This is a genomic window from Streptococcus sp. C300 (assembly GCF_000187645.1).
In the GTDB taxonomy this organism is placed as follows: domain Bacteria; phylum Bacillota; class Bacilli; order Lactobacillales; family Streptococcaceae; genus Streptococcus; species Streptococcus oralis_CQ.
Map to the genome: position 1 here is coordinate 47,780 of NZ_GL732469.1, position 23,298 is coordinate 71,077.

At 42.1% G+C, this 23,298-nt stretch carries 22 protein-coding genes, 1 tRNA gene and 1 pseudogene; 19 read left to right on the forward strand and 5 right to left on the reverse strand.

Annotation, left to right across the window (positions count from 1 at the left end; translation table 11 throughout):
* Positions 1-81 precede the first annotated feature (81 nt).
* The 3 genes from purR (at position 82) to pflA (ending at position 3,148) form a co-directional block, all read left to right on the forward strand.
* On the forward strand, positions 82-909 hold the full coding sequence (purR, locus tag HMPREF0849_RS07955) for a pur operon repressor (protein WP_009013713.1): 828 nt from the start codon (positions 82-84) through the stop codon (positions 907-909).
* Between the two features lie 66 nt (positions 910-975).
* Entirely contained in the window at positions 976-2,232 is a 1,257-nt protein-coding gene (locus HMPREF0849_RS07960; protein ID WP_000856548.1) for a diaminopimelate decarboxylase, read from the forward strand.
* Between the two features lie 121 nt (positions 2,233-2,353).
* Entirely contained in the window at positions 2,354-3,148 is a 795-nt protein-coding gene (pflA, locus tag HMPREF0849_RS07965) for a pyruvate formate-lyase-activating protein (protein ID WP_001288281.1), read from the forward strand.
* Between the two features lie 71 nt (positions 3,149-3,219).
* Here pflA and yidC read toward each other — a convergent pair whose 3' ends face one another.
* A complete protein-coding gene (gene yidC / locus HMPREF0849_RS07970; RefSeq protein ID WP_009013714.1) occupies positions 3,220-4,149 on the reverse strand; it encodes a membrane protein insertase YidC in 930 nt (309 codons plus the stop codon).
* A 77-nt stretch (positions 4,150-4,226) separates the two neighbouring features.
* Positions 4,227-4,505, reverse strand: a complete 279-nt coding sequence (locus tag HMPREF0849_RS07975) for an acylphosphatase (protein WP_001174609.1) — start codon at positions 4,503-4,505, stop codon at positions 4,227-4,229.
* 33 nt (positions 4,506-4,538) lie between these two features.
* On the opposite strand from HMPREF0849_RS07975, the gene HMPREF0849_RS07980 reads away from it, so the two are divergent.
* The 11 genes from HMPREF0849_RS07980 to HMPREF0849_RS08025 all read left to right on the forward strand — a co-directional run bounded on the left by HMPREF0849_RS07980 (position 4,539) and on the right by HMPREF0849_RS08025 (position 13,328).
* Complete coding sequence (locus HMPREF0849_RS07980) at positions 4,539-5,279, forward strand: TrmH family RNA methyltransferase (protein ID WP_008289068.1); 741 nt, start codon at positions 4,539-4,541, stop codon at positions 5,277-5,279.
* A 54-nt stretch (positions 5,280-5,333) separates the two neighbouring features.
* Entirely contained in the window at positions 5,334-6,017 is a 684-nt protein-coding gene (locus HMPREF0849_RS07985) for a Bax inhibitor-1/YccA family protein (RefSeq protein WP_001076860.1), read from the forward strand.
* 109 nt (positions 6,018-6,126) lie between these two features.
* Positions 6,127-7,119, forward strand: a complete 993-nt coding sequence (gene asnA, locus HMPREF0849_RS07990; protein WP_000747998.1) for an aspartate--ammonia ligase — start codon at positions 6,127-6,129, stop codon at positions 7,117-7,119.
* A 64-nt stretch (positions 7,120-7,183) separates the two neighbouring features.
* Positions 7,184-7,723 carry a 16S rRNA (guanine(966)-N(2))-methyltransferase RsmD gene (gene rsmD / locus HMPREF0849_RS07995; protein WP_000706940.1) on the forward strand — a complete coding sequence of 180 codons (540 nt, stop codon included), beginning with the start codon at positions 7,184-7,186 and terminating at the stop codon, positions 7,721-7,723.
* Positions 7,713-8,201, forward strand: a complete 489-nt coding sequence (coaD, locus tag HMPREF0849_RS08000) for a pantetheine-phosphate adenylyltransferase (RefSeq protein WP_001280710.1) — start codon at positions 7,713-7,715, stop codon at positions 8,199-8,201. The genes rsmD and coaD overlap by 11 nt, the downstream gene beginning before the upstream one ends.
* Entirely contained in the window at positions 8,185-9,222 is a 1,038-nt protein-coding gene (locus tag HMPREF0849_RS08005; protein ID WP_000730765.1) for a SepM family pheromone-processing serine protease, read from the forward strand. Before coaD ends, HMPREF0849_RS08005 begins: the two co-directional genes overlap by 17 nt.
* A gap of 55 nt (positions 9,223-9,277) precedes the next feature.
* The gene (locus tag HMPREF0849_RS10350; protein ID WP_009013716.1) at positions 9,278-9,508 is read left to right on the forward strand and encodes a DUF1146 family protein; all 231 of its coding nucleotides are present in this window, start codon (positions 9,278-9,280) and stop codon (positions 9,506-9,508) included.
* A 23-nt stretch (positions 9,509-9,531) separates the two neighbouring features.
* Positions 9,532-10,815 (forward strand): UDP-N-acetylglucosamine 1-carboxyvinyltransferase, encoded by a 1,284-nt coding sequence (murA, locus tag HMPREF0849_RS08010; protein ID WP_000411921.1) that lies wholly within the window; start codon positions 9,532-9,534, stop codon positions 10,813-10,815.
* Complete coding sequence (locus HMPREF0849_RS08015; protein ID WP_000739701.1) at positions 10,802-10,996, forward strand: DNA-directed RNA polymerase subunit beta; 195 nt, start codon at positions 10,802-10,804, stop codon at positions 10,994-10,996. Before murA ends, HMPREF0849_RS08015 begins: the two co-directional genes overlap by 14 nt.
* A 40-nt stretch (positions 10,997-11,036) precedes the next feature.
* The gene (locus tag HMPREF0849_RS08020; RefSeq protein ID WP_000358998.1) at positions 11,037-11,861 is read left to right on the forward strand and encodes a DNA/RNA non-specific endonuclease; all 825 of its coding nucleotides are present in this window, start codon (positions 11,037-11,039) and stop codon (positions 11,859-11,861) included.
* Between the two features lie 135 nt (positions 11,862-11,996).
* Positions 11,997-13,328, forward strand: coding sequence for a hemolysin family protein (locus HMPREF0849_RS08025; RefSeq protein WP_000390015.1), 1,332 nt, complete (start codon positions 11,997-11,999; stop codon positions 13,326-13,328).
* A 133-nt stretch (positions 13,329-13,461) separates the two neighbouring features.
* On the opposite strand, the gene HMPREF0849_RS08030 is transcribed toward HMPREF0849_RS08025, so the two are convergent.
* A tRNA-Cys gene (locus HMPREF0849_RS08030) sits at positions 13,462-13,532 on the reverse strand.
* 298 nt (positions 13,533-13,830) lie between these two features.
* Between HMPREF0849_RS08030 and HMPREF0849_RS08035 the strand changes: the two are divergent.
* From HMPREF0849_RS08035 to HMPREF0849_RS08055, 5 genes and pseudogenes are all read left to right on the forward strand, one after another.
* Positions 13,831-15,809: pseudogene (locus HMPREF0849_RS08035) on the forward strand (peptide ABC transporter substrate-binding protein).
* Positions 15,810-15,875: 66 nt separating this feature from the next.
* A complete protein-coding gene (locus tag HMPREF0849_RS08040) occupies positions 15,876-17,372 on the forward strand; it encodes an ABC transporter permease (protein ID WP_000759885.1) in 1,497 nt (498 codons plus the stop codon).
* A complete protein-coding gene (gene oppC / locus HMPREF0849_RS08045; protein ID WP_000103938.1) occupies positions 17,372-18,298 on the forward strand; it encodes an oligopeptide ABC transporter permease OppC in 927 nt (308 codons plus the stop codon). Before HMPREF0849_RS08040 ends, oppC begins: the two co-directional genes overlap by 1 nt.
* A gap of 8 nt (positions 18,299-18,306) precedes the next feature.
* Complete coding sequence (locus HMPREF0849_RS08050) at positions 18,307-19,374, forward strand: ABC transporter ATP-binding protein (protein ID WP_000159697.1); 1,068 nt, start codon at positions 18,307-18,309, stop codon at positions 19,372-19,374.
* A 10-nt stretch (positions 19,375-19,384) separates the two neighbouring features.
* Positions 19,385-20,314, forward strand: a complete 930-nt coding sequence (locus tag HMPREF0849_RS08055; protein ID WP_001291306.1) for an ATP-binding cassette domain-containing protein — start codon at positions 19,385-19,387, stop codon at positions 20,312-20,314.
* Between the two features lie 88 nt (positions 20,315-20,402).
* On the opposite strand, the gene HMPREF0849_RS08060 is transcribed toward HMPREF0849_RS08055, so the two are convergent.
* Together HMPREF0849_RS08060 and trkA are read right to left on the reverse strand one after the other, a co-directional pair.
* Positions 20,403-21,842 (reverse strand): TrkH family potassium uptake protein, encoded by a 1,440-nt coding sequence (locus HMPREF0849_RS08060; RefSeq protein WP_001043429.1) that lies wholly within the window; start codon positions 21,840-21,842, stop codon positions 20,403-20,405.
* A gap of 3 nt (positions 21,843-21,845) precedes the next feature.
* Positions 21,846-23,195: a Trk system potassium transporter TrkA gene (gene trkA / locus HMPREF0849_RS08065; RefSeq protein ID WP_000706813.1), complete on the reverse strand. Its 1,350-nt coding sequence runs from the start codon at positions 23,193-23,195 to the stop codon at positions 21,846-21,848.
* Positions 23,196-23,298 lie beyond the last annotated feature (103 nt).

Genomic DNA, 23,298 nt, shown 5'->3' on the forward strand with positions numbered 1-23,298 from the left:
TTTACGCAATAATGTTCGTTTTTTTATGTGAATGTGGTATAATGGATAAAATATCAAAATTAAATGGAATGGTAAATAAAAATGAAATTAAGAAGAAGTGATCGGATGGTTGTCATTTCCAACTATTTGATTAATAATCCATACAAACTAACCAGTCTCAACACCTTTGCAGAAAAGTACGAATCTGCTAAATCCTCTATCTCAGAGGATATCGTGATTATCAAGCGTGCCTTTGAGGAAATCGAAATCGGTCATATTCAGACTGTGACTGGAGCAGGTGGTGGCGTTATCTTTACACCATCAATCTCGAGTCATGAAGCTAAAGAAATGATCGCAGACTTGCGTGACAAACTTTCAGAAAGCGACCGTATCTTGCCAGGTGGCTACATCTATCTGTCTGATCTGCTTAGTACGCCTGCCATTTTGAAAAATATTGGGCGCATCATTGCCAAGAGCTTTATGGACCAAAAAATCGATGCCGTGATGACAGTAGCAACAAAAGGTGTGCCACTCGCAAATGCAGTTGCCAATGTCCTCAATGTTCCATTTGTCATTGTGCGCCGTGACTTGAAAATTACCGAAGGTTCAACGGTCAGCGTCAACTATGTTTCAGGTTCCAGCGGTGACCGCATTGAGAAAATGTTCCTTTCAAAACGCAGCCTCAAGGCAGGCAGCCGTGTCTTGATTGTGGATGACTTCTTGAAAGGTGGAGGAACTGTCAACGGTATGATTAGTCTCTTGCGTGAGTTTGATTCAGAGTTGGCTGGTGTTGCAGTCTTTGCAGACAATGCCCAAGAAGAACGTGAAAAGCAGTTTGATTACAAGTCACTCTTGAAAGTAACCAATATTGATGTCAAGAACCAATCCATCGATGTCGAGATTGGCAATATCTTTGACGAATACAAATAAGAGATAGAACTAAAGGTTGGAACGATTGTCCCAGCCTTTCTTTGCAAACAGAATAGAAGGATGCCTATGAAAACACCATTTATCAGCCGTGAAGATTTAGAAACAATTGTTGCAGAGTTCCCGACTCCCTTCCACTTGTATGACGAGAAGGGGATTCGTGAAAAAGCAAGAGCAGTCAACCAGGCCTTTTCCTGGAATAAGGGCTTTAAAGAATATTTTGCAGTCAAGGCCACTCCAACTCCAGCCATCTTGAAAATCCTCCAAGAGGAAGGTTGTGGTGTGGACTGTTCTAGTTACGTGGAGCTCTTGATGAGCCATAAACTGGATTTCCCCGGTTCTGAGATTATGTTCTCTTCTAACAACACGCCTGACAAGGAATATGCCTATGCGCGTGAATTGGGTGCAACCATTAACTTGGATGCCTTTGAAGATATTGAACATCTAGAGCGAGCAGCAGGTATTCCAGAAATCATCTCTTGTCGTTACAATCCTGGAGGCGTTTTTGAGCTAGGAACAGATATCATGGACAATCCTGGAGAAGCCAAGTTTGGGATGACCAAGGACCAGCTTTTTGAAGCCTTTGCGATTTTGAAGGAAAAAGGAGCCAAGACTTTTGGGATTCACTCCTTCCTAGCATCCAATACCGTGACCCATCTCTACTACCCAGAGTTGGCGCGTCAGCTTTTTGAATTAGCCGTTGAAATCAAGGAAAAGTTGGGCATTTCACTAGACTTTATCAATCTTTCCGGCGGTATTGGTGTCAACTATCGTCCTGACCAGGAGCCAAATGACATTGCTGTGATTGGTGAAGGGGTGCGTAAGGTTTATGAAGAAGTTCTTACACCAGCAGGACTTGGTCAGGTTAAGATTTTCACCGAATTGGGTCGCTTTATGTTAGCCCCTCACGGAGCTCTCGTCACAAGAGTCACTCATAAGAAAAAAACTTACCGTACCTATCTAGGTGTTGATGCATCAGCAGTCAACCTCATGCGCCCAGCCATGTATGGAGCCTACCACCATATCACCAATCTGACTCATCCAGATGAACCTGTTGAGGTGGTAGACGTGGTCGGTTCACTCTGTGAAAACAATGATAAATTTGCAGTGAACCGCGAACTACCTCATACAGAAATCGGTGATTTGCTAGTGATTCATGATACAGGTGCACATGGATTCTCCATGGGTTACCAGTACAATGCCAAACTACGCTCGGCAGAAATCCTCTATACCGAAGAAGGAAAAGCCCGCCAAATCCGCCGTGCAGAGCGTCCTGAGGACTATTTTGCAACCTTGTATGGTTTTGATTTTGAATCGGATCAGTAAAAGAAATTGAAAATGAAAGTGAAAAACAGATTGCTTTCTAAAAAATAGACAAAAAAACCTTGTTTTTCACCTTACTCGTGATATAATAAAACTATAAAACGGTTTCAAGGAAGGTGACGATATGTCTGAAGAAACAATTGACTATGGACAAGTGACAGGAATGGTGCATTCGACAGAGAGTTTTGGGGCGGTAGATGGCCCTGGGATTCGGTTTATTGTCTTTTTGCAGGGCTGTCACATGCGTTGCCAGTACTGTCATAACCCCGATACATGGGCTATGGAGACCAATAAATCACGCGAACGGACAGTAGACGATGTCTTGACAGAAGCTCTTCGCTACCGTGGTTTCTGGGGAGACAAGGGAGGAATCACTGTTAGTGGAGGAGAAGCTCTCTTACAGATTGATTTCCTAATTGCCCTCTTTACCAAGGCCAAGGAAAAAGGAATCCACTGTACCTTGGACACCTGTGCCCTTCCATTCCGTAACAAACCACGTTATCTCGAAAAGTTTAATAAACTCATGGCGGTGACAGACTTGGTTCTCCTGGATATCAAGGAAATCAACGAAGAACAGCATAAGATTGTCACAAGCCAAACCAATAAAAACATCTTGGCCTGTGCCCAGTACCTATCAGATATCGGGAAGCCTGTTTGGATTCGCCACGTGCTGGTTCCAGGATTGACAGATAGAGATGAGGATTTGATCGAACTTGGTAAGTTTGTCAAGACCCTCAAAAATGTTGACAAGTTTGAAATCTTGCCTTATCACACGATGGGTGAGTTCAAGTGGCGTGAACTTGGGATTCCTTATTCGCTTGAAGGGGTCAAACCTCCAACAGCAGACCGTGTCAAGAATGCCAAGGAATTGATGGATACAGAAAGCTACCAAGACTATATGAAACGTGTTCATGGATAAAAAAGAAGCCTGATGGAGACATCGGGCTTTTATGATGCATAAAAAGCCTAGCTTTCAGCTAAGCTTTTTTCTTATTTTCTAGAATGTTGTTTTCCAGCATTGCGTTTCTTATGTTTCTTATTAGTCATAATCGCAGTTGCTTGGTTTGGAGTGACATCTTTGCGTCCGCCTCCAGTTGAAAATGAACTTGCTTTTGGTGGATTTTTGGCAAATTCTTCACGAACTTTTTTGCGGAGTTTTGGACGGACAACATAGTTAACGATGAACTGTTGGAGAATCATCATGAAACCACCGACAACCCAGTAAAGGGTCACACTGGCTGGTGCGAAGAAGGAGAAGACGACAATCATGAGTGGGCTCATGTAAATCATTTTCTTGAGCTGTTCTCTTTGCATCTCATCTTCTACTCCATGAAGTGAAAGGAGTGATTGGAGATAGTAGAGGATACCAGCGAAGGCGACAAGGATCATACTTGGGGAACCAAGATTAATACCCAAGAAGGTAGAGCTAGCTACACCATCAGTGTATTGGGCTGCAAAGTAGATAGCAGAGAAGAAAGGCATTTGAATGAGGATAGGGAAACATCCTACTCCACCGAACACACTGATGCCATGTTCTTTCTGAGTATCCCAGAGAGCTTGTTGCGCTTCTAGTTTTTCTTCTTGAGTTGTTGCCTCTTTGAGGCGTTTTTGATGTGGTTCGAGGACGTGTTTGAGGGCATTCATCTTCTCAGAGTGAAGCGTTGCCTTCCATGATTGGTAGATACCAAGTGGCAAGATAATCAAACGCACGATGATGGTTACGATGATGATAGCCACACCAAAGCCTAGACCTTTATCAGTAGCAAAGTACTTGATGGCCTCTGCCATAGGTGCTCCGATGGTATTCCAAATCAATCCTGTGGGTTGTCCTGTTGCTTTGTCTACTTGGACACAGCCTGACAAGACGAGTAGCATAGCCACTCCCATAGCAGAGAGGGCAAAACGTTTAATAGATTTCAATGTTTTCATTCCTTCTTTAAAAATTATACCTTTCTATTCTACTGTTTTTTTGTAAAATATACAATAGTTCTAGAGACCTAATTTGCGACTTTGAAGTCCGAATAGGATGAAAAGTTGCTCATTTGTACATCTAGATAGGTAACTTTTGAAAAAGGTGTCGGACCTTTTCGGATTTCTTGGATAAATTTTGCCATAGTGGCAGAGGAGTCTGCCTGAGCAAGAATTTCCACTGTGCCATCGTCGTTATTCCAGACACGACCAGTGATGCCACCGATTTCAAGAGCTAAAGTAACAACACCCCAACGAAAACCAACACCCTGCACCCTGCCTTGGGCAATCATTCTAACCTTTTGCATACCAAACCCCTTTGATTGTGTTATAATATTTCTATGACTATTATAACCTCAAAAGCCAATTCTGTGGTAAAAAATGCCAAGAAATTACATCAAAAAAAATATCGAAAGTCTGCTTATTTGATTGAAGGCTGGCACTTATTCGAAGAAGCTGTTCAAGCAGGAGTGACGATTGAAAAGGTCTTTGCCCTAGAAAGTTACCGAGATCAGCTAGTTGCTTTTCCTCAAACTATTTGGGTTTCAGAGGAGATTTTGCTAGATTTGGCAGATACGCAAACTCCTCAAGGCATTGTTGCAGTGATTCAAAAAGAAGAAGTGGGACTGCCTGATCTCCATCAGGGCAAGTATCTATTTTTAGAGGATGTTCAAGATCCTGGTAATGTGGGCACCATGATTCGGACGGCGGATGCGGCAGGTTTTACAGGGGTTATTGTTTCAGACAAGTCAGCAGATATATACAGTCTCAAGACCCTGCGTTCCATGCAAGGAAGTCATTTTCATTTGCCTATCTATCGTATGCCTCTTGTCAGCTTTGTAGAAGAGGCAAAGAAGAGCAATTTGCCCATTCTGGCAACGACCTTATCGAGAGAGTCAAAGGATTATCGTGAGCTTTCTTCACTAGAGAACTTTGTTTTAGTCATGGGAAATGAAGGGCAGGGGATTAGTTCTGTCATGGCTGAGAGTGCTGATCAGCTGGTTCATATTGGCATGAAAGGCCGAGCAGAAAGTCTCAACGTAGCAGTTGCAGCAGGAATTTTGATGTTTTATTTTAGCTAATTTATAAAATCTTTGTTATAATCAAGACATATTTATAGAAAAAGGAGAATCAGAATGAATCAAACGATTATTCAAGAACGTTCAGGTCTTAATCAATTTTACGCTAAGGTTTATGCTTTTGTGGGACTTGGGATTGGTCTATCGGCTCTCGTGTCAGCTTTGATGTTGACAGTCTTCCAAGCTCAATTGACTTACTTTTTAATGCATGGCCGTCTCTGGTTGATGATTGCAACTTTTGCAGAACTTGGTTTAGTCTTTGTTGCAAGTAGCATGGCTACAAAAAATAGCCCAGCAGCTCTCCCAGTATTTTTAGTTTATTCTGTTTTAAATGGCTTTACGCTCAGCTTTGTCGTAGCCCTCTATACACCTGGGACCGTCTTATCAGCCTTTGTATCCAGTGCCCTTCTCTTCTTTGTCATGGCGGCAATCGGAATTTTCACCAAGAAAGATTTGAGTGGAATGGGACGAGCTCTGATGGCTGCGCTTGTCGGGTTAATTATTGCCATGGTCGTTAACCTCTTTCTAGCCAATAGTTTCTTTGACTACATGATTAGTATTGCCATGGTCTTGGTTTTCTCAGGTTTGATTGCTTGGGACAACCAAAAGATTCGCTATGTTTATGAGCAGTCACGAGGGCAAGTAGCGACAGGATGGGTCATCTCAATGGCGCTCAGCATCTATCTAGACTTTATCAACCTCTTCCTTAGCATCTTACGAATCTTTGGTCGAAATGATTAATGAATGACAGAGTCAGTGTTCAAAAGAGCACTGACTTTTTCTTATTTACTCTTTTCTTTTCTTGGAAATAGGTGTATAATGCTTTTAACTAATTTTTGAGGAGCTGTTTATGAAGAAAAGTTTTATTCATCAACAAGAAGAAATTTCCTTTGTGAAGAACACTTTTACCCAGTATTTGAAAGATAAGTTAGAAGTTGTTGAAGTTCAAGGTCCTATCTTGAGCAAGGTCGGGGATGGGATGCAGGACAACCTATCAGGTGTCGAAAATCCAGTATCTGTCAAGGTTTTGCAGATTCCAGATGAAACCTATGAAGTCGTTCACTCACTTGCCAAATGGAAACGCCACACCTTGGCTCGTTTTGGTTTCGGTGAAGGTGAAGGTCTGTTTGTTCATATGAAGGCCCTTCGTCCAGACGAAGATTCGCTCGACGCGACCCACTCAGTTTATGTGGACCAGTGGGACTGGGAGAAGGTTATCCCAAACGGTCAACGCAATATCGCCTATCTCAAGGAAACTGTTGAGAAGATTTACAAGGCTATCCGTCTGACAGAGCTAGCCGTAGAAGCCCGCTACGATATCGAATCCATCTTGCCAAAACAAATCACCTTCATTCACACAGAAGAGTTGGTGGAACGCTATCCAGATCTAACACCGAAAGAGCGTGAAAATGCGATCTGTAAAGAGTTTGGTGCAGTCTTCTTGATTGGTATCGGTGGCGAGTTGCCTGATGGCAAACCTCATGACGGCCGCGCACCTGACTACGATGACTGGACAACAGAGTCTGAAAATGGCTACAAGGGGTTGAATGGCGATATTCTCGTTTGGAACGAATCTCTTGGTTGTGCCTTTGAACTTTCATCAATGGGGATTCGGGTAGATGAGGATACCCTTCGTCGCCAAGTGGCTCTTACAGGGGACGAAGATCGTCTTGAGCTGGAATGGCATAAAGCCTTGCTTAACGGCCTTTTCCCACTGACAATTGGTGGGGGTATCGGACAGTCTCGGATGGCCATGTTCCTTCTTCGTAAGAAACACATCGGAGAGGTTCAGACCAGTGTCTGGCCTCAAGAAGTCCGCGATACGTACGAAAATATTTTGTAGAGAATCGAACCGCAAGGTTCGGTTTTCTTTCTCTTTTTGCCTATAATTTGGTATAATAAACGGTATGAAAATCGTATCAGGAATCTACGGAGGGCGTCCCCTCAAGACGCTAGAAGGCAAGACGACGAGGCCGACATCAGATAAGGTGCGTGGAGCTATCTTTAACATGATAGGTCCCTATTTTGAGGGCGGTCGTGTCTTGGATCTCTATGCTGGCAGTGGTGGTTTATCCATTGAGGCAGTCTCGCGTGGGATGTCCCATGCTGTCTTAGTGGAACGGGATCGAAAGGCGCAAGCTATCATCGCTGAAAACATCCAAATGACCAAGGAAGCTTCCAAATTTCAACTCTTAAAGATGGAGGCTGAACGGGCCTTGGAGCAAGTGAAAGGTCCCTTTGACCTGGTCTTTTTAGACCCTCCCTATGCCAAGGAACAAATCGTTGCAGATATCGAGAAAATGGCAGAAAGAAACCTTTTCTCCGAAGAGGTCATGGTTGTCTGTGAAACCGATAAGTCTGTAGAACTTCCAGAAGAAATCGCCTGCTTAGGCATCTGGAAGGAAAAAATATATGGGATTAGTAAGGTGACGGTCTATGTCAGATAAAATTGGATTATTTACAGGTTCATTTGATCCGATGACAAATGGACATCTGGATATCATTGAACGTGCCAGCAAACTCTTTGATAAGCTCTATGTCGGGGTGTTCTACAATCCCCACAAACAAGGCTTTCTCCCTGTTGAAAACCGTAAACGAGCAGTCGAAAAAGCGGTGGCGCATTTAGATAATGTAGAGGTGCTGGCTTCTCATGACCAACTAGTCGTCGATGTTGCAAAAAGACTGGGTGCTAAGACCCTTGTCCGTGGCTTGCGAAATACCACCGACTTGCAATATGAGTCTAGTTTTGATTACTACAATCATCAACTGGCTCCAGAAATCGAAACCATTTACCTATATAGCCGCCCAGAGCATCTTTATATCAGCTCTTCGGCCGTGAGAGAACTTCTGAAGTTTGGTCAGGAGATTCAGCAATATGTCCCAAATAGTGTTGTGGAGGAATTAGAACATGAAGAAAAAAACTAGATGGCCCTTATATGTCATCCTAGCACTAATATTGACGTTTTTAGCCTTTGTAGTACCTTTACCATACTACATAGAAGTTCCAGGTGGAGCGGAAGATATTCGTCGCGTTTTGAAAGTCAATGAAACAGAAGACACAGAAGCAGGAGCTTACCAGTTTGTAACAGTCGGTATTCGACACGCAACCCTATCGCATCTTGTCTATGCTTGGTTAACGCCTTTCACAGATATTAGAAGTGCCAAGGAGACTACGGGTGGCTCTACTGATGCAGAGTTTATGCGGATCAATCAGTTCTACATGCAAACTTCTCAAAACATGGCCAAGTATCAAGGATTGAAGACGGCTGGGAAAGATATTGAACTCAAGTATCTGGGAGTTTATGTCTTGACCGTGACGGACAATTCAACTTTTAAGGGCATTCTGAACATTGCAGATACCGTGACGGCTGTTAATGACAAAACATTTGACAGTTCAAAAGACTTGGTCGACTATGTCAACTCTCAACAATTAGGAGATACGGTCAAGGTAACCTATGAAGAAGACGGAAAAGTCAAGTCTGCAGAAGGTAAAATTATCACTCTCGAAAACGGAAAAAACGGGATTGGAATTGGTTTGATTGACCGTACGGAAGTGACCAGTGACGTTCCAATTCGCTTTTCAACAGCTGGTATCGGCGGCCCAAGTGCCGGTCTCATGTTTAGTCTCGCTATTTATACCCAGATAGCAGATCCAGGACTTCGTAATGGCCGCATCGTTGCGGGAACGGGAACTATTGATCGCGATGGAAATGTTGGCGACATCGGTGGAATTGATAAAAAAGTAGTTGCAGCCTCTCGTCAGGGAGCCAACATCTTTTTTGCTCCTGACAATCCAGTCACCGAGGAAGCAAAAAAAGCAGATCCCAATGCGAAAAGCAACTATGAAACAGCCCTAGAAGCTGCTAAAACGATCAAAACAGAGATGAAAATCGTTCCCGTTAAGACTTTGCAGGATGCAATTGATTACCTTAAAAACAATCCCTAATTCGTAGAAAAATTGAAAACTAGCGCGCAAGCGGATAAGATGGTATAATAGTCAAATGGTTCAATTATTATTCACTCTAAGTAGTCATATACTCTTTATTTATTTGAGTTTTTACCTTTTGAAGGATCTTGTGAGATGGGAAAAGGTTTTAAAAGTGACCGGTACTAACACAAAAAAAGTTCGTTTGTTGGTAGGCTTCTTTAGTATTGTGATGGGCTACATCTTGAGTTCATTCTTTATCAGTTTGTACCAACTGTGGCAAGAAGCACTTAGAGGACTATTATAAAATCAAAAGTAAAGGAAACAACTATGGAAAAAATTGTGGTTCAAGGCGGAGATAATCGTCTGGTCGGGAGTGTGACGATCGAGGGAGCAAAGAATGCAGTCTTGCCCTTGTTGGCAGCGACTATTCTAGCAAGCAAGGGTAAGACAGTCTTGCAGAATGTCCCAATCTTGTCAGATGTTTTCACCATGAATCAAGTGGTTCGAGGTCTGAATGCCAAGGTGGACTTTGATGAGGAAGCTCATGTTGTCGAGGTTGATGCGACTGGTGATATCACTGAGGAAGCTCCATACAAGTATGTCAGCAAGATGCGTGCATCCATCGTTGTCTTGGGGCCAATCCTTGCTCGTGTAGGACATGCCAAAGTTTCTATGCCAGGGGGATGTACCATCGGGAGTCGTCCAATCGACCTCCACCTCAAAGGTTTGGAAGCTATGGGGGCAAAAATCACCCAGACAGCTGGATACATCGAAGCTAAGGCAGAACGCCTGCATGGCGCTCATATCTACATGGACTTTCCTAGTGTCGGTGCAACACAAAACCTGATGATGGCAGCGACTCTAGCTGATGGTGTGACGGTCATTGAAAATGCTGCGCGTGAGCCGGAAATTGTTGACCTCGCTATCCTTCTTAATGAAATGGGAGCCAAGGTCAAGGGAGCTGGTACTGAAACAATCACAGTAACTGGTGTCAAGGAACTCCATGGTACGACTCACAGTGTTGTACAGGATCGTATCGAAGCCGGAACCTTTATGGTAGCGGCAGCTATGACTGGTGGAGATGTCCTCGTTCGTGATGCAGTCTGGGAACACAATCGCCCCTTGATTTCAAAACTCCTTGAAATGGGCGTTGAAGTGACAGAGGAATCAGAAGGCATTCGTATTCGTTCTCAACTTGAAAATCTCAAGGCTGTTCATGTAAAAACCTTACCACATCCAGGATTCCCAACAGATATGCAGGCGCAATTTACAGCTCTGATGACAGTCGCAAAAGGGGAATCCACCATGGTGGAAACAGTGTTTGAGAATCGCTTCCAACACTTAGAGGAAATGCGCCGTATGGGCTTGCACTCAGAGATTATCCGTGACACAGCTCGTATTGTTGGGGGACAGGCTTTACAGGGGGCAGAAGTTCTATCAACGGACCTTCGTGCCAGTGCGGCCTTGATTCTGACAGGTTTAGTAGCGCAAGGGGAGACAGTTGTTGGTAAATTAGTCCACCTTGATAGAGGTTACTACCGTTTCCATGAGAAATTGGCTCAGCTAGGAGCGAAGATTCAGCGAATCGAGGCAAATGATGAAGAAGAATAAAAACTTACGCTATGTACTCCGTCGTTTACTGTTGATTTTTATCGTACTATTGCTAGGCTTTCTGGCTTTAGGAATCGGCTTGATGGTTGGCTATGGTATCCTAGGAAAGGGACAGGATCCATGGGCTATCTTGTCTCCAGCAAAGTGGCAGGAATTGATTAGCAAATTTACAGGAAATTAGGCTGGGAGACCAGTCTTTTTCTAAAGAAATAAGGAGAAAAATGGATAAAAAAACAAGACAAGCTCTGATAGGGTTACTTATATTCTTACTCTTGGCTGCTGGAAGCTACTATATCAAGCAGATGCAGACAGCGCCAAACACCCCTAGAACCAAGGTTAGTCAGAAAAAACAAGCTTCAGAAGCTCCCAGTCAGGAGCTGGCTGAAAGTGTCTTAACTGAGTTAATCAAAAACCAAATCAAGGGGGGGCTTGAGTGGAATGGAGCAGGAGCCTTTATTGTCAATGGCAATAAAACCAATCTAGATGCCAAGGTTTCTAGCAAACCCTATGCGGATAATAAAACAAAGACAGTGGGAAAAGAAACAGTTCCAACGGTTGCCAATGCCATCTTATCCAAAGCGACTCGGCAGTATAAAAATCGTGAAGAGACTGGAAATGGCTCCACCTCTTGGACGCCACCAGGATGGCATCAGGTCAAGAATCTAAAGGGGTCCTATACACATGCAGTTGATAGAGGACACCTGCTGGGTTATGCTTTGATAGGTGGTTTGGATGGTTTTGATGCCTCTACCAGCAATCCCAAGAATATTGCAGTTCAGACAGCTTGGGCTAACCAAGCGCAGGCTGAGGATTCGACAGGTCAGAACTACTATGAGAGTTTGGTCAGAAAAGCCTTGGACCAAAACAAGAGGGTCCGTTATCGCGTGACGCTCCACTATGCGACAAATGAGGACCTAGTTCCATCCGCTTCACAAATCGAAGCCAAGTCTTCAGATGGCGAATTGGAATTCAATGTCCTAATCCCCAATGTTCAAAAGGGAATCCAGCTTGATTACCGAACAGGGCAAGTAACAGTGACGGACTAGAAACAATAGATACTATAAAAACAGCTCCTTTGTCTTTTAGAGGCAGGGGAGCTGTTGTTTAAATGAAAAATAATGTGAATCCTGAGAGATTTTATGATATAATGAAACACAAGATACTATTTTAGGAGAAGGACTATGGAAGACCCGAGCAGTCAGAATTTGTTGCTACAGTTTGTATTGTTATTTATCTTGACCTTGTTAAATGCTTTTTTCTCAGCCACTGAAATGGCAATGGTGTCACTAAACCGTTCCCGAGTGGAACAAAAGGCAGAAGAGGGAGACAAACGTTACATTCGTTTGTTAAAGGTACTTGAAAATCCTAACCACTTTTTATCAACAATTCAAGTTGGTATCACGTTAATTACCATCTTGTCAGGGGCTAGTTTAGCAGACACTCTAGGACGCGAAATCGCATCTTGGATAGGAAATAGTGAAACAGCTTACGCTATTGCAAGTTTTCTATCTTTAGCGTTTTTGACCTATATTTCTATTGTTTTTGGGGAACTCTATCCCAAGAGAATCGCTCTAAATCTGAAAGATACCTTGGCCATCCGAACCGCACCAGTCATTATTGGCTTGGGGAAAATTGTCAGTCCCTTTGTCTGGTTGTTATCTGCTTCAACCAATCTCTTGAGTCGTTTAACGCCAATGACCTTTGATGATGCGGATGAAAAAATGACTCGAGATGAAATTGAGTACATGTTGACCAAAAGTGAGGAAACTTTGGATGCAGACGAAATCGAGATGTTACAAGGGATCTTCTCTCTAGATGAGCTGATGGCGAGAGAAGTCATGGTTCCTCGGACAGATGCCTTTATGGTGGATATTCAGGATGATAGTCAAACCATTATCCAAAGTATTCTAAAGCAAAATTTCTCACGTATCCCTGTTTATGATGGGGATAAGGACAATGTGATTGGTTTGATTCATACCAAGCGTTTGCTAAACGCTGCCTATGCAGATGGCTTTGAAAATATTGTCTGGAAGAAGATCTTACAAGATCCACTCTTTGTTCCTGAAACTATTTTTGTGGATGACTTGCTAAAAGAATTGCGAAATACCCAAAGACAAATGGCCATTTTGCTCGATGAATATGGTGGTATGGCTGGTTTGGTAACTCTGGAAGATCTTTTAGAAGAGATTGTCGGTGAGATTGATGACGAGACCGATAGGGCAGAAATCGAAGTCCATCAAATCGGTGAGGACACCTATATTGCACAGGGAACCATGAATCTTAACGACTTCAATAACTACTTTGGTGTCGAACTAGAAAGCGATGATGTGGATACCATCGCCGGTTATTATTTGACGGGTGTTGGTACGATTCCAACCACTGAGAAAATCAGTTACCAACTGGTCAGTCAAAACAAGCAAGTCGTCCTGACCAACGATAAGGTGAAAAATGGACGTGTTACCAAGGTAAAAGTTCAAATCACAGAACTAGAACCTGAAGAAGAAACAGAATAAAGCAGTGACTTGAGTCACTGCTTTTTGTAAATCTAGATGGTAGGTTCAGTTATCCCCACTTATTAGGAATAATAAAAAAGCCCGGTTTTACGAGCTTTTCATTTGGTTAATTCCTGTTAATTCAGGTACTGAAAGGCGGTAGACGGATTTGAACCGACGATCAAGCTTTTGCAGAGCCGTGCCTTACCACTTGGCTATACCGCCTCAACGTTTATTATTATACCTTGAAAATCATTTCCCGTCAATAGTTTCTTATTCTAAAATCCAATTTAGGAAAACAGATGATGATCGAAGAAGTGAGAAAAAGCTTGTAAAAATCCCATTCTAAAGAGGGTCAGACTAGAAAGTATTTCTTGCAGAAACAAACAAAGAATGTAGAAATTTTGACAAATAGAAGTTTTTTGAGGAAATGCGCCTAAATATTCTGAAAATTCGTTTACTTTTTAAAAGATATATGTTATAATTTCCAATAAGCCTAAATTTTTCAAGAGGAGTTAAAAACATGAAAAAAAGTAGAGTATTTGTCGCAGCAGGAATTGCCCTATTAGCAACTGGCGTTTTAGCTGCTTGCGGTTCTTCAAAATCATCTGATTCAACAGCGCCAAAAAATTATGGTTATGTTTATACAGCTGATCCAGAAACGTTGGATTACCTCATTTCAGGGAAAAAAGTACTAAGGTTGCCACTTCAAATGGTATCGATGGTCTTTTCACAAACGATAAGTATGGGAACCTAGTTCCTGCAGTTGCAGAAGACTGGTCCGTTTCAAAAGATGGTTTGACTTATACTTACAAGATTCGTAAAGGAGTCAAATGGATGACATCTGACGGAGAAGAGTACGCAGAAGTTACTGCCAAAGACTTTGTAAATGGTTTGAAACACGCAGCTGATAACAAGTCAGAAGCTCTTTACCTAGCAGAAAATTCTGTTAAAGGTTTGTCTGATTATTTATCAGGCAATTCAAAAGATTTTTCTTCAGTAGGTGTAAAGGCAGTTGATGATTATACTCTTGAGTATACTTTGAACCAACCAGAACCATACTGGAACTCTAAGATGGCTTATTCAATCTTCTGGCCATTGAACGAAGATTTTGAAAAATCAAAAGGAGCTGACTTTGCTAAAGCAACAGACCCTACATCCTTGCTTTACAATGGTCCATTCTTGCTGAAAGGGTTGACTGCTAAGTCTTCTATCGAGTTCGCTAAAAATGAAAACTACTGGGACAAAGACAATGTTCATCTCGATAAAGTTACTCTTGCTTTCTATGATGGATCAGACCAAGAGTCGCTTGAGCGTAACTTTACAAGCGGAGCTTATAGCTATGCCCGTCTCTTCCCTACAAGTTCAAACTACTCTAAGGTAGCAGAAAGCTACAAGGAAAATATCTACTACAATCCATCAGGACCTGGTATTGGTGGTTTGGGTGTGAATATTGACCGTCAAGGATACAAATACACTTCTAAGACAACTGACGAGGAGAAGACTTCTACTAAGAAAGCCCTTCTTAACAAAGATTTCCGTCAGGCTTTGAACTTTGCCTTTGACCGTACGTCTTACTCAGCACAAATTAATGGTAAAGAAGGCGCTCCTCTTGCAGTTCGTAACCTCTTTGTGAAACCTACCTTTGTCTCAGCAGGCGAAAAAACTTTCGGTGACTTGGTAACTGAAAAGATGGCTGCTTATGGTGATGAATGGAAGAACGTAAACTTTGCGGATGGTCAAGATGGACTCTTCAACGCCGATAAAGCTAAAGCAGAATTTGCCAAAGCTAAAACTGCATTGGAAGCAGAAGGTGTGAAATTCCCTATCCACTTGGATATCCCAGTAGACCAAACTTCTAAAGCCTATATTGCTCGTATCCAATCCTTCAAACAGACAGTTGAAAAAGTGCTTGGAGAAGAAAACGTAGTCATTGATATTCATCAAATTTCTAAAGATGAGGCATTGAATATCACATACCATGCACCAAATGCAGCAGCAGAAGATTGGGATCTTTCAGGTGCTGTTGGATGGAACCCTGACTATGAAGATCCATCAACTTACCTTGATATCTTGAAGACAACGAATGCTGAACAAACAAAAACATACATGGGTTACGAAGGTGCAGATAATGCTGCAGCGGCTCAAGTTGGTTTGAAAGAATACGATAAGCTAGTTGATGAAGCTGCTAAGGAAACCAACGACTTGAATGTTCGTTATGAAAAATATGCGGCTGCCCAAGCTTGGTTGACAGATAGCTCACTCTTCTTGCCAGCTATGTCATCAAGTGGTGCTGCACCAATCATTTCTCGTGTTGTACCATTCACAGCATCTTACAGTCAATCTGGAGATAAGGGATCAGACGTATACTTCAAGTATATTCAGTTACAAGATAAGGTTGTAACAAAAGCTGACTATGAACAAGCTCGTGAAAAATGGCTCAAAGAGAAAAAAGAATCAAACGAAAAAGTTCAAAAAGAATTGGCTAACCACGTTAAATAAATAACTCTCAAGAGAACTTTCTCTCCATGAGGAGAAGGTTCTTTTGGGATTTTAAAAGGAAACGATATGAAGAAATATATTTTTATGCGTGTATTGCGTTCATTGTTGTCTATTTTCTTGGTGACAACATTGACCTACACAATTATCTATACGATGGTTCCTCGAAAATTGATTTTCAAGCAGGATACCAACTATAACAAGATTGCAACGACGCCGGACAAGCGGGATAATTATGAAAATACCGTTTATGAGCGGATGGGCTATATCGAGTACTACGATACCAAGGAGTTGCAAGAAAAAGCTAGCACGATAGACTCATCTGTAACAGTAGATGCCAATGATACCAACAAGGCAATCTACGAAAAATACATCAACCAACTAGGAAATGGTTGGACACTTGGTGTGTTCTCAGAAAGTGGTCAATTCTATGCTACGCGTGAAATTCCAATTTTTGAACGTGTTTTCAAATTCTATTCCAACTTGATTGATATTGATCATCCAAACAAGATTCAAGACCCTGAAAATCCAAACTTGCAACGTTATCTTCGTTTTGAAAATGACCCTGCTATCGGTTGGTCATTGGTTGGTTCAGGTACAAAACATAAATACCTTTTGTATTTCAACAATCAATTCCCATTTGTACACCAAAACTTTGTGAACATTAACTTGGGTGACTCTTACCCAACTTATGCAAACACACCAGTGCTTCAAGTTATCACACAAGGTCAGGGACAAACTAAGACATCAGAAGTTCAATTCCCTACAGGTAAAAAGACTTCATCTGTAGATATTTACTCTCGTACCTACAAATCTCCAAGTCAAGCAGATGCGCGTGAAGTAGCCAACTATGGTAAAGACGATCCATATACAGCTACAGAAAGCAATTATCAATACCCATCAATGATCGCAAGCTCAGCGGTTGCTGGTTTGATTGGTTTGATTATTTCGTATGCGATTGCGATTCCACTTGGATCTGCCATGGCTCGTCACAAGAATACTTGGATTGATAGCTTCTCGACAGGTGCTCTAACCTTCTTGCTTGCACTTCCAACGATTGCCTTGGTTTATATCGTGCGCTTGATTGGATCATCTATCGGTCTGCCAGATTCATTTCCTATCTTGGGAGCTGGGGACTGGCGTTCATATGTCTTGCCAGCAGTCATTCTAGGTTTGCTGGGTGCACCAAGTACAGCTATCTGGATTCGTCGTTACATGATCGACTTGCAATCTCAGGACTTCGTTCGTTTTGCTCGTGCAAAAGGTTTGTCTGAAAAAGAAATTTCAAATAAACACATCTTTAAAAATGCCATGGTTCCTTTGGTTTCAGGTATTCCTGGTGCCGTAATCGGGGTTATCGGTGGTGCAACATTGACAGAAACGGTCTTCGCTTTCCCAGGTATGGGTAAAATGTTGATTGACTCTGTTAAGGCATCAAACAACTCAATGGTAGTTGGTCTTGTCTTCATCTTCACATGTATTTCTATCTTCTCACTCTTTGTAGGGGATATCTGGATGACCATGCTTGATCCACGTATTAAATTGACAGAGAAAGGAGGCAAATAATGTCAACAATCGGAAAAGAAAAATTTCAGTTCGTAAAACGTGACGATTTTGCCTCTGAAACAATTGACGCCCCTGCCTATTCATACTGGGGTTCTGTATTTAGACAATTTCTAAAGAAAAAATCAACAGTCCTTATGTTGGGGATTTTGGTTGCCATTATCTTGATGAGCTTTATTTACCCAATGTTCTCAGATTTTGACTTCAACGATGTAAGTAAGGTCAATGACTTCTCTGCTCGTTTTATCAAGCCCAATGCTGAACATTGGTTTGGTACAGATAGCAATGGTAAATCCTTGTTTGACGGGGTTTGGTTTGGTGCGCGTAATTCAATTCTTATCTCTGTAATTGCCACTTTTATCAACCTTGTGATCGGGGTTATTGTTGGTGGAATTTGGGGAATTTCAAAATCCGTTGACCGTGTCATGATGGAAGTTTATAACATTATTTCAAACATTCCATCTCTCTTGATTGTCATTGTCTTGACTTACTCAATCGGTGCTGGTTTCTGGAATTTGATTTTTGCCATGAGTGTGACAACTTGGATTGGGATTGCTTATATGATTCGTATCCAAATCATGCGTTACCGTGATTTGGAATACAACCTTGCTTCTCAAACACTTGGAACACCAACCTTTAAAATCATTGTTAAAAATATCATGCCACAATTGGTATCCGTTATTGTTTCTACGATGACCTTGATGTTGCCAAGCTTCATCTCTTATGAAGCCTTCCTTTCCTTCTTTGGATTGGGATTGCCTGTAACAGTGCCAAGTTTGGGACGTTTGATCTCAGATTACTCACAAAACGTTACGACCAACGCTTACTTATTCTGGATTCCGTTGACAACCTTGATCTTGGTGTCCCTATCTCTCTTCGTTGTTGGTCAAAACCTAGCGGATGCTAGTGATCCACGTACACATAGATAGGAGTAGACATGACAAAAGAAAATAATGTAATTTTGACTGCTCGTGATATTGTCGTGGAATTTGACGTTCGTGACAAAGTTCTGACAGCTATCCGAGGAGTTTCTCTAGACCTGATTGAAGGAGAAGTTCTTGCCTTGGTAGGTGAGTCCGGTTCTGGTAAATCTGTTTTAACAAAAACCTTTACAGGGATGTTAGAAGACAATGGACGTATTGCCCAAGGAAGCATCGACTATCGTGGACAAGACTTGACTGCTCTTACTTCTAACAAGGAATGGGAGAAGATTCGTGGTGCTAAAATTGCGACCATCTTCCAAGACCCTATGACAAGTTTGGATCCAATCAATACAATCGGTAGCCAAATCACTGAAGTGATCATTAAACACCAAGGGAAAACAGCTAAGGAAGCCAAAGAGATGGCAATCGACTATATGAACAAGGTCGGAATCCCAGATGCTGAAAAACGTTTTGAAGAGTATCCTTTCCAATATTCTGGAGGGATGCGCCAACGTATCGTTATTGCGATTGCCCTTGCCTGTCGTCCAGATATCTTGATCTGTGACGAGCCAACAACGGCCCTTGATGTAACCATTCAAGCGCAAATCATTGATTTGCTTAAAACCTTGCAAAATGAGTACCACTTTACCATTATCTTTATCACCCATGACCTTGGTGTGGTAGCAAGTATTGCCGATAAGGTAGCGGTTATGTATGCTGGGGAAATTGTAGAATACGGTACTGTTGAGGAAGTCTTCTACGATCCACGTCATCCATACACTTGGAGTCTCTTGTCTAGCTTGCCACAGCTTGCTGATGATAAAGGGGAATTGTACTCTATCCCAGGAACACCACCGTCTCTTTATACTGAGTTGAAAGGTGATGCCTTTGCCCTTCGGTCAGATTATGCGATGCAAATTGACTTTGAACAGAAAGCACCTCAGTTTTCAGTCACTGATACCCACTGGGCTAAGACTTGGTTGCTTCATGAGAATGCTCCTAAAGTTGAAAAACCTGGAGTCATTGCAGATTTGCATGACAAGATTCGTGATAAAATGGGCTTTGCTCATCTAGAAGACTAGGAGGAAGGAAATGTCTGAAAAATTAGTAGAAATTAAAGATTTAGAAATTTCCTTCGGTGAAGGAAGTAAGAAGTTTGTTGCGGTTAAAAACGCCAACTTCTTTATCAACAAGGGAGAAACCTTCTCTCTTGTTGGTGAGTCTGGTAGCGGGAAAACAACGATTGGTCGTGCCATTATTGGTCTAAATAATACTAGTAAAGGTGAGATCATCTTTGATGGTCATAAGATTAATGGGAAAAAATCTCATAAGGAATCATCAGACTTGATCCGTCGCATCCAGATGATTTTCCAGGACCCTGCAGCGAGCTTGAATGAGCGTGCAACAGTTGACTATATCATCTCTGAAGGTCTTTACAACTACCACTTGTTCAAAGACGAAGAAGATAGAAAAGAAAAAGTTCAAAAGATGATTCATGAAGTTGGACTTTTGAAAGAACACTTGACCCGTTATCCACACGAGTTTTCTGGTGGTCAACGCCAGCGTATCGGGATTGCCCGTGCCCTTGTGATGGAACCTGATTTCGTTATTGCGGATGAGCCAATTTCAGCCTTGGACGTATCAGTGCGTGCGCAAGTCTTGAACTTGCTCAAGAAGTTCCAAAAAGAGTTGGGCTTGACTTATCTCTTTATCGCGCATGACTTGTCAGTTGTTCGCTTTATCTCAGATCGTATCGCAGTTATCTATAAGGGAGTTATCGTCGAAGTGGCGGAGACAGAGGAGTTGTTTAACAATCCTGTCCACCCATATACTCAGGCGCTTCTATCTGCGGTACCGATTCCAGATCCAATCTTGGAACGCAAGAAAGTCTTGAAAGTTTACGATCCTGATCAACATGACTATGAGACTGACAAGCCATCTATGGTGGAAATTCGTCCAGGTCACTATGTTTGGGCCAATCAAGCAGAACTTGCTCGTTACAAGGAAGCTCTTAAAAAATAATTAGATTCGGAGAGGACCAAAAGGTCTTCTCATTTTTAATAGAAAAATTCCCCTTCTACTAGCTTGTAAAAGGGGAATTGTATTATCACTAGCGTTTAGACCAAGTGCGTTTCATAAAGAGTAGCAAAATTGGGTAAATCTCTAAGCGACCTGCAATCATTGCAAAGGAGAGGAGGATTTTAGAGATGGGACTAAAGATGGAAAAACTCGAGGTTGTACCTAGAATAGGTCCGATATTGTTAAAACAGCTGAAGACAGCACTGGTCACGACTAGAAAATCATTGCTATCAAGACTGACGATAAAGATGAGCGACAATAAAATCATAGCATAGATCACAAAATACTTGAGAATCTTGTGTTGGGTATCCTTATCAATCACTGTTTTATTGACATGGAGAGTCAAGACACGGTGAGGAGATAAGATGGACAGAATCTGATTTTTAGCAATTTTTGTAAGGATAAGTCCACGGATAATTTTGAGACCACCTGCAGTTGAGCCAGCTGATCCACCGATTCCCATGAGGAAGAGGAGGATAAATTGGGAGAAGAGGGGCCAGTTGGTAATATCTCCGTAACCAAAACCTGTTGTCGTGATGATATTGGAAACCTGGAAGAAGGCCATTTCAACACTCTTAGAGACACCTTGATAGAGGTGGAGTGTATTAAGCGTAATCAAGCCGGTAGAAACTAGAACAATGATGATATATGCTCGTAGTTCTTCATCTCCAAAGAAAGCCTTAACCCGACGGAGCATGAGGTAGTAGTAGAGATTGAAGTTAACCCCAAAAACCAGAACTCCGATACTAACTAGATAGGTGATGAGTGAGCTACCATAGTGGGCAATTCCGTCGTTATAGACGGTAAAGCCCCCAGTTCCTGCTGTTCCCATAGCGATGACAAAACTATCATAGAGAGGCATGCCTGCTAGATAGTAGATAACCACAAAAAGGGAGAAGAGAGCCAGATAAAGCAGATAGAGAATCTGGGCAGTGTTTTTTAGTTTGGATACGACCTTGCCAAAGACAGGTCCAGGGACCTCAGCCTTCATCACCTCCAAGTGACTATTCTTGGCATTGTCCATAATGGCAAGTGCAAAGACGAGTACCCCCATCCCTCCGATCAAGTGGGTGAAACTTCTCCAGAAGAGGAGGGAACGAGTGAGAACGGAAACATCTGTTAGGATAGTAGCACCAGTCGTCGTAAATCCAGAACTGATTTCAAAGAAGGCATCGATGATGCTGGGGATTTGTCCTGAAAAGACAAAGGGGAGACCACCAAAGAAAGACCATAAAATCCAACAGAGGGCAACAATTAAGACTCCTTCCTTGGCATAAATCCGTTGATTTTTCGGTTTCCGTAAAACGCCTAGACCACCGAGAAGGACTAAAATTCCAATCGTAGAAAAGAGAGCGATAAATACTTGACTGGATTCTTGGTAATAGATCGCTACACTAACAGGGACTAGGAGAAGAACAGCCTCAATCAAGAGAAGTTTTGAGAGGAGGTAACGAATCATACTTTTATTCATTTTTTACCTCTCAATCAAATCATAAATTTTGGTGATGTTTGGCAATAAGGTCGTCACGAGCAACTTGTCTCCCACCTCAAGCATATCTTCTCCAGTAGGGAAGATTGTTTTTCCTTTTCGGATAATGGCTGCGATGAGAACCTCTTTTTTCAATTTCAACTGTGATAGAGGTTTGGCAGTCATTTTATTAGCTTCCTTGATTTGGAATTGGAGAGTTTCAATTTGACCGTTTGCTAGATGGTGCATGGCTTGAAGGTCTGAGTACTGAGCGTTTACTCGACCACGGATAAAGTGCATAATGGTATCCACTGCGATGCTTTTTGGTGTGATGATACTTGAAAAATCAGGCGCGTGGATAATCTCTAGAAGGCTTGTTCGGTTGACCTTGGTGATATTTTTATGGACGCCAACACGGTCAAGAAACATAGAGGTGATGATATTTTCCTCATCAACCCCAGTCAAGGTTGCGACTGCATCATAGTGGGGAGCACTTTCTTCCAGCAAAATGTCTTTTGCAGTTCCATCTCCTTGGACAATATAGAGATTGGGAAACTTTTCACTGAAGAAACGAGCTCTTTCAGGATTGATCTCGATGACCTTGGTATCAATGCGACTGTCTTTTAAAATGCCGAGAAGATAATAAGCGATCTTTCCAGCTCCAACGATAAGCAAGCTTTTCACTGCACGAGATTTAAAATAGTTATGGAAAAGCATCATATCTACACGATTTCCCGTAACAAAAATCCTATCCTTGTCTTGGATAGTAACATCACCACTTGGGATCATCAGTTGATGATCTCTCTCCATAGCACAGACAATAATATTCCCAAATTTTTTACGGAAGTCTGAGATTGGCATTTGACAAAGACCGCTAGAATCCTTGACAACAAACTCCATGAGACTGACCCGACCTCCAGCAAATCGTTCGACAGAGAGGGCATTAGGGAAATCAATGATATTTGAGATCGCACGCGCTGCTAGGAGTTCTGGATTAACGATAAGTGAAAATCCAAGAATATTTTTCTCTTTAAAATAGGCATTAGAGTATTCAGGATTTCGCACCCGAACGATGGTTTCTTTAGCCCCCATTTTTTTAGCAAGTACCGCTGAAATCATATTCACTTCATCGTGTTCGGTTAGGGCGATAAAGATATCGCACTCTTGAACACCGGCTTGCTCCAAGATGGCAAAGTCAGCACCATTTCCAAGGAGACCTATGATATCATAGCGACTGACAATGTGATTGAGGACAGCCTCATCTTGTTCGATGAGGACAACGTCATGGTTTTCTGCAACCAGTGAACGACAGAGGGCGAAACCAACTTTCCCTCCACCAACGAGGACAATTTTCATATAAAAAACCTACTTTTTCATGATGTAACTATCATACCCTTTTTTAGCAAAAAATGCACTTGCTAAGGCGATTTTTAAGGGAAGAAAGGCCTTTTTCACGTTT

Excerpts from the sequence above, each read along its gene's own strand:
- purR (WP_009013713.1), top strand. The coding sequence starts at position 82 with ATGAAATTAAGAAGAAGTGATCGGATGGTTGTCATTTCCAACTATTTG.
- HMPREF0849_RS07960 (WP_000856548.1), top strand. The coding sequence starts at position 976 with ATGAAAACACCATTTATCAGCCGTGAAGATTTAGAAACAATTGTTGCA.
- pflA (WP_001288281.1), top strand. The coding sequence starts at position 2,354 with ATGTCTGAAGAAACAATTGACTATGGACAAGTGACAGGAATGGTGCAT.
- HMPREF0849_RS07975 (WP_001174609.1), bottom strand. The coding sequence starts at position 4,505 with ATGCAAAAGGTTAGAATGATTGCCCAAGGCAGGGTGCAGGGTGTTGGT.
- HMPREF0849_RS07980 (WP_008289068.1), top strand. The coding sequence starts at position 4,539 with ATGACTATTATAACCTCAAAAGCCAATTCTGTGGTAAAAAATGCCAAG.
- HMPREF0849_RS07985 (WP_001076860.1), top strand. The coding sequence starts at position 5,334 with ATGAATCAAACGATTATTCAAGAACGTTCAGGTCTTAATCAATTTTAC.
- asnA (WP_000747998.1), top strand. The coding sequence starts at position 6,127 with ATGAAGAAAAGTTTTATTCATCAACAAGAAGAAATTTCCTTTGTGAAG.
- rsmD (WP_000706940.1), top strand. The coding sequence starts at position 7,184 with ATGAAAATCGTATCAGGAATCTACGGAGGGCGTCCCCTCAAGACGCTA.
- coaD (WP_001280710.1), top strand. The coding sequence starts at position 7,713 with ATGTCAGATAAAATTGGATTATTTACAGGTTCATTTGATCCGATGACA.
- HMPREF0849_RS08005 (WP_000730765.1), top strand. The coding sequence starts at position 8,185 with ATGAAGAAAAAAACTAGATGGCCCTTATATGTCATCCTAGCACTAATA.
- HMPREF0849_RS10350 (WP_009013716.1), top strand. The coding sequence starts at position 9,278 with ATGGTTCAATTATTATTCACTCTAAGTAGTCATATACTCTTTATTTAT.
- murA (WP_000411921.1), top strand. The coding sequence starts at position 9,532 with ATGGAAAAAATTGTGGTTCAAGGCGGAGATAATCGTCTGGTCGGGAGT.
- HMPREF0849_RS08015 (WP_000739701.1), top strand. The coding sequence starts at position 10,802 with ATGAAGAAGAATAAAAACTTACGCTATGTACTCCGTCGTTTACTGTTG.
- HMPREF0849_RS08020 (WP_000358998.1), top strand. The coding sequence starts at position 11,037 with ATGGATAAAAAAACAAGACAAGCTCTGATAGGGTTACTTATATTCTTA.
- HMPREF0849_RS08025 (WP_000390015.1), top strand. The coding sequence starts at position 11,997 with ATGGAAGACCCGAGCAGTCAGAATTTGTTGCTACAGTTTGTATTGTTA.
- HMPREF0849_RS08040 (WP_000759885.1), top strand. The coding sequence starts at position 15,876 with ATGAAGAAATATATTTTTATGCGTGTATTGCGTTCATTGTTGTCTATT.
- oppC (WP_000103938.1), top strand. The coding sequence starts at position 17,372 with ATGTCAACAATCGGAAAAGAAAAATTTCAGTTCGTAAAACGTGACGAT.
- HMPREF0849_RS08050 (WP_000159697.1), top strand. The coding sequence starts at position 18,307 with ATGACAAAAGAAAATAATGTAATTTTGACTGCTCGTGATATTGTCGTG.
- HMPREF0849_RS08055 (WP_001291306.1), top strand. The coding sequence starts at position 19,385 with ATGTCTGAAAAATTAGTAGAAATTAAAGATTTAGAAATTTCCTTCGGT.
- HMPREF0849_RS08060 (WP_001043429.1), bottom strand. The coding sequence starts at position 21,842 with ATGAATAAAAGTATGATTCGTTACCTCCTCTCAAAACTTCTCTTGATT.
- trkA (WP_000706813.1), bottom strand. The coding sequence starts at position 23,195 with ATGAAAATTGTCCTCGTTGGTGGAGGGAAAGTTGGTTTCGCCCTCTGT.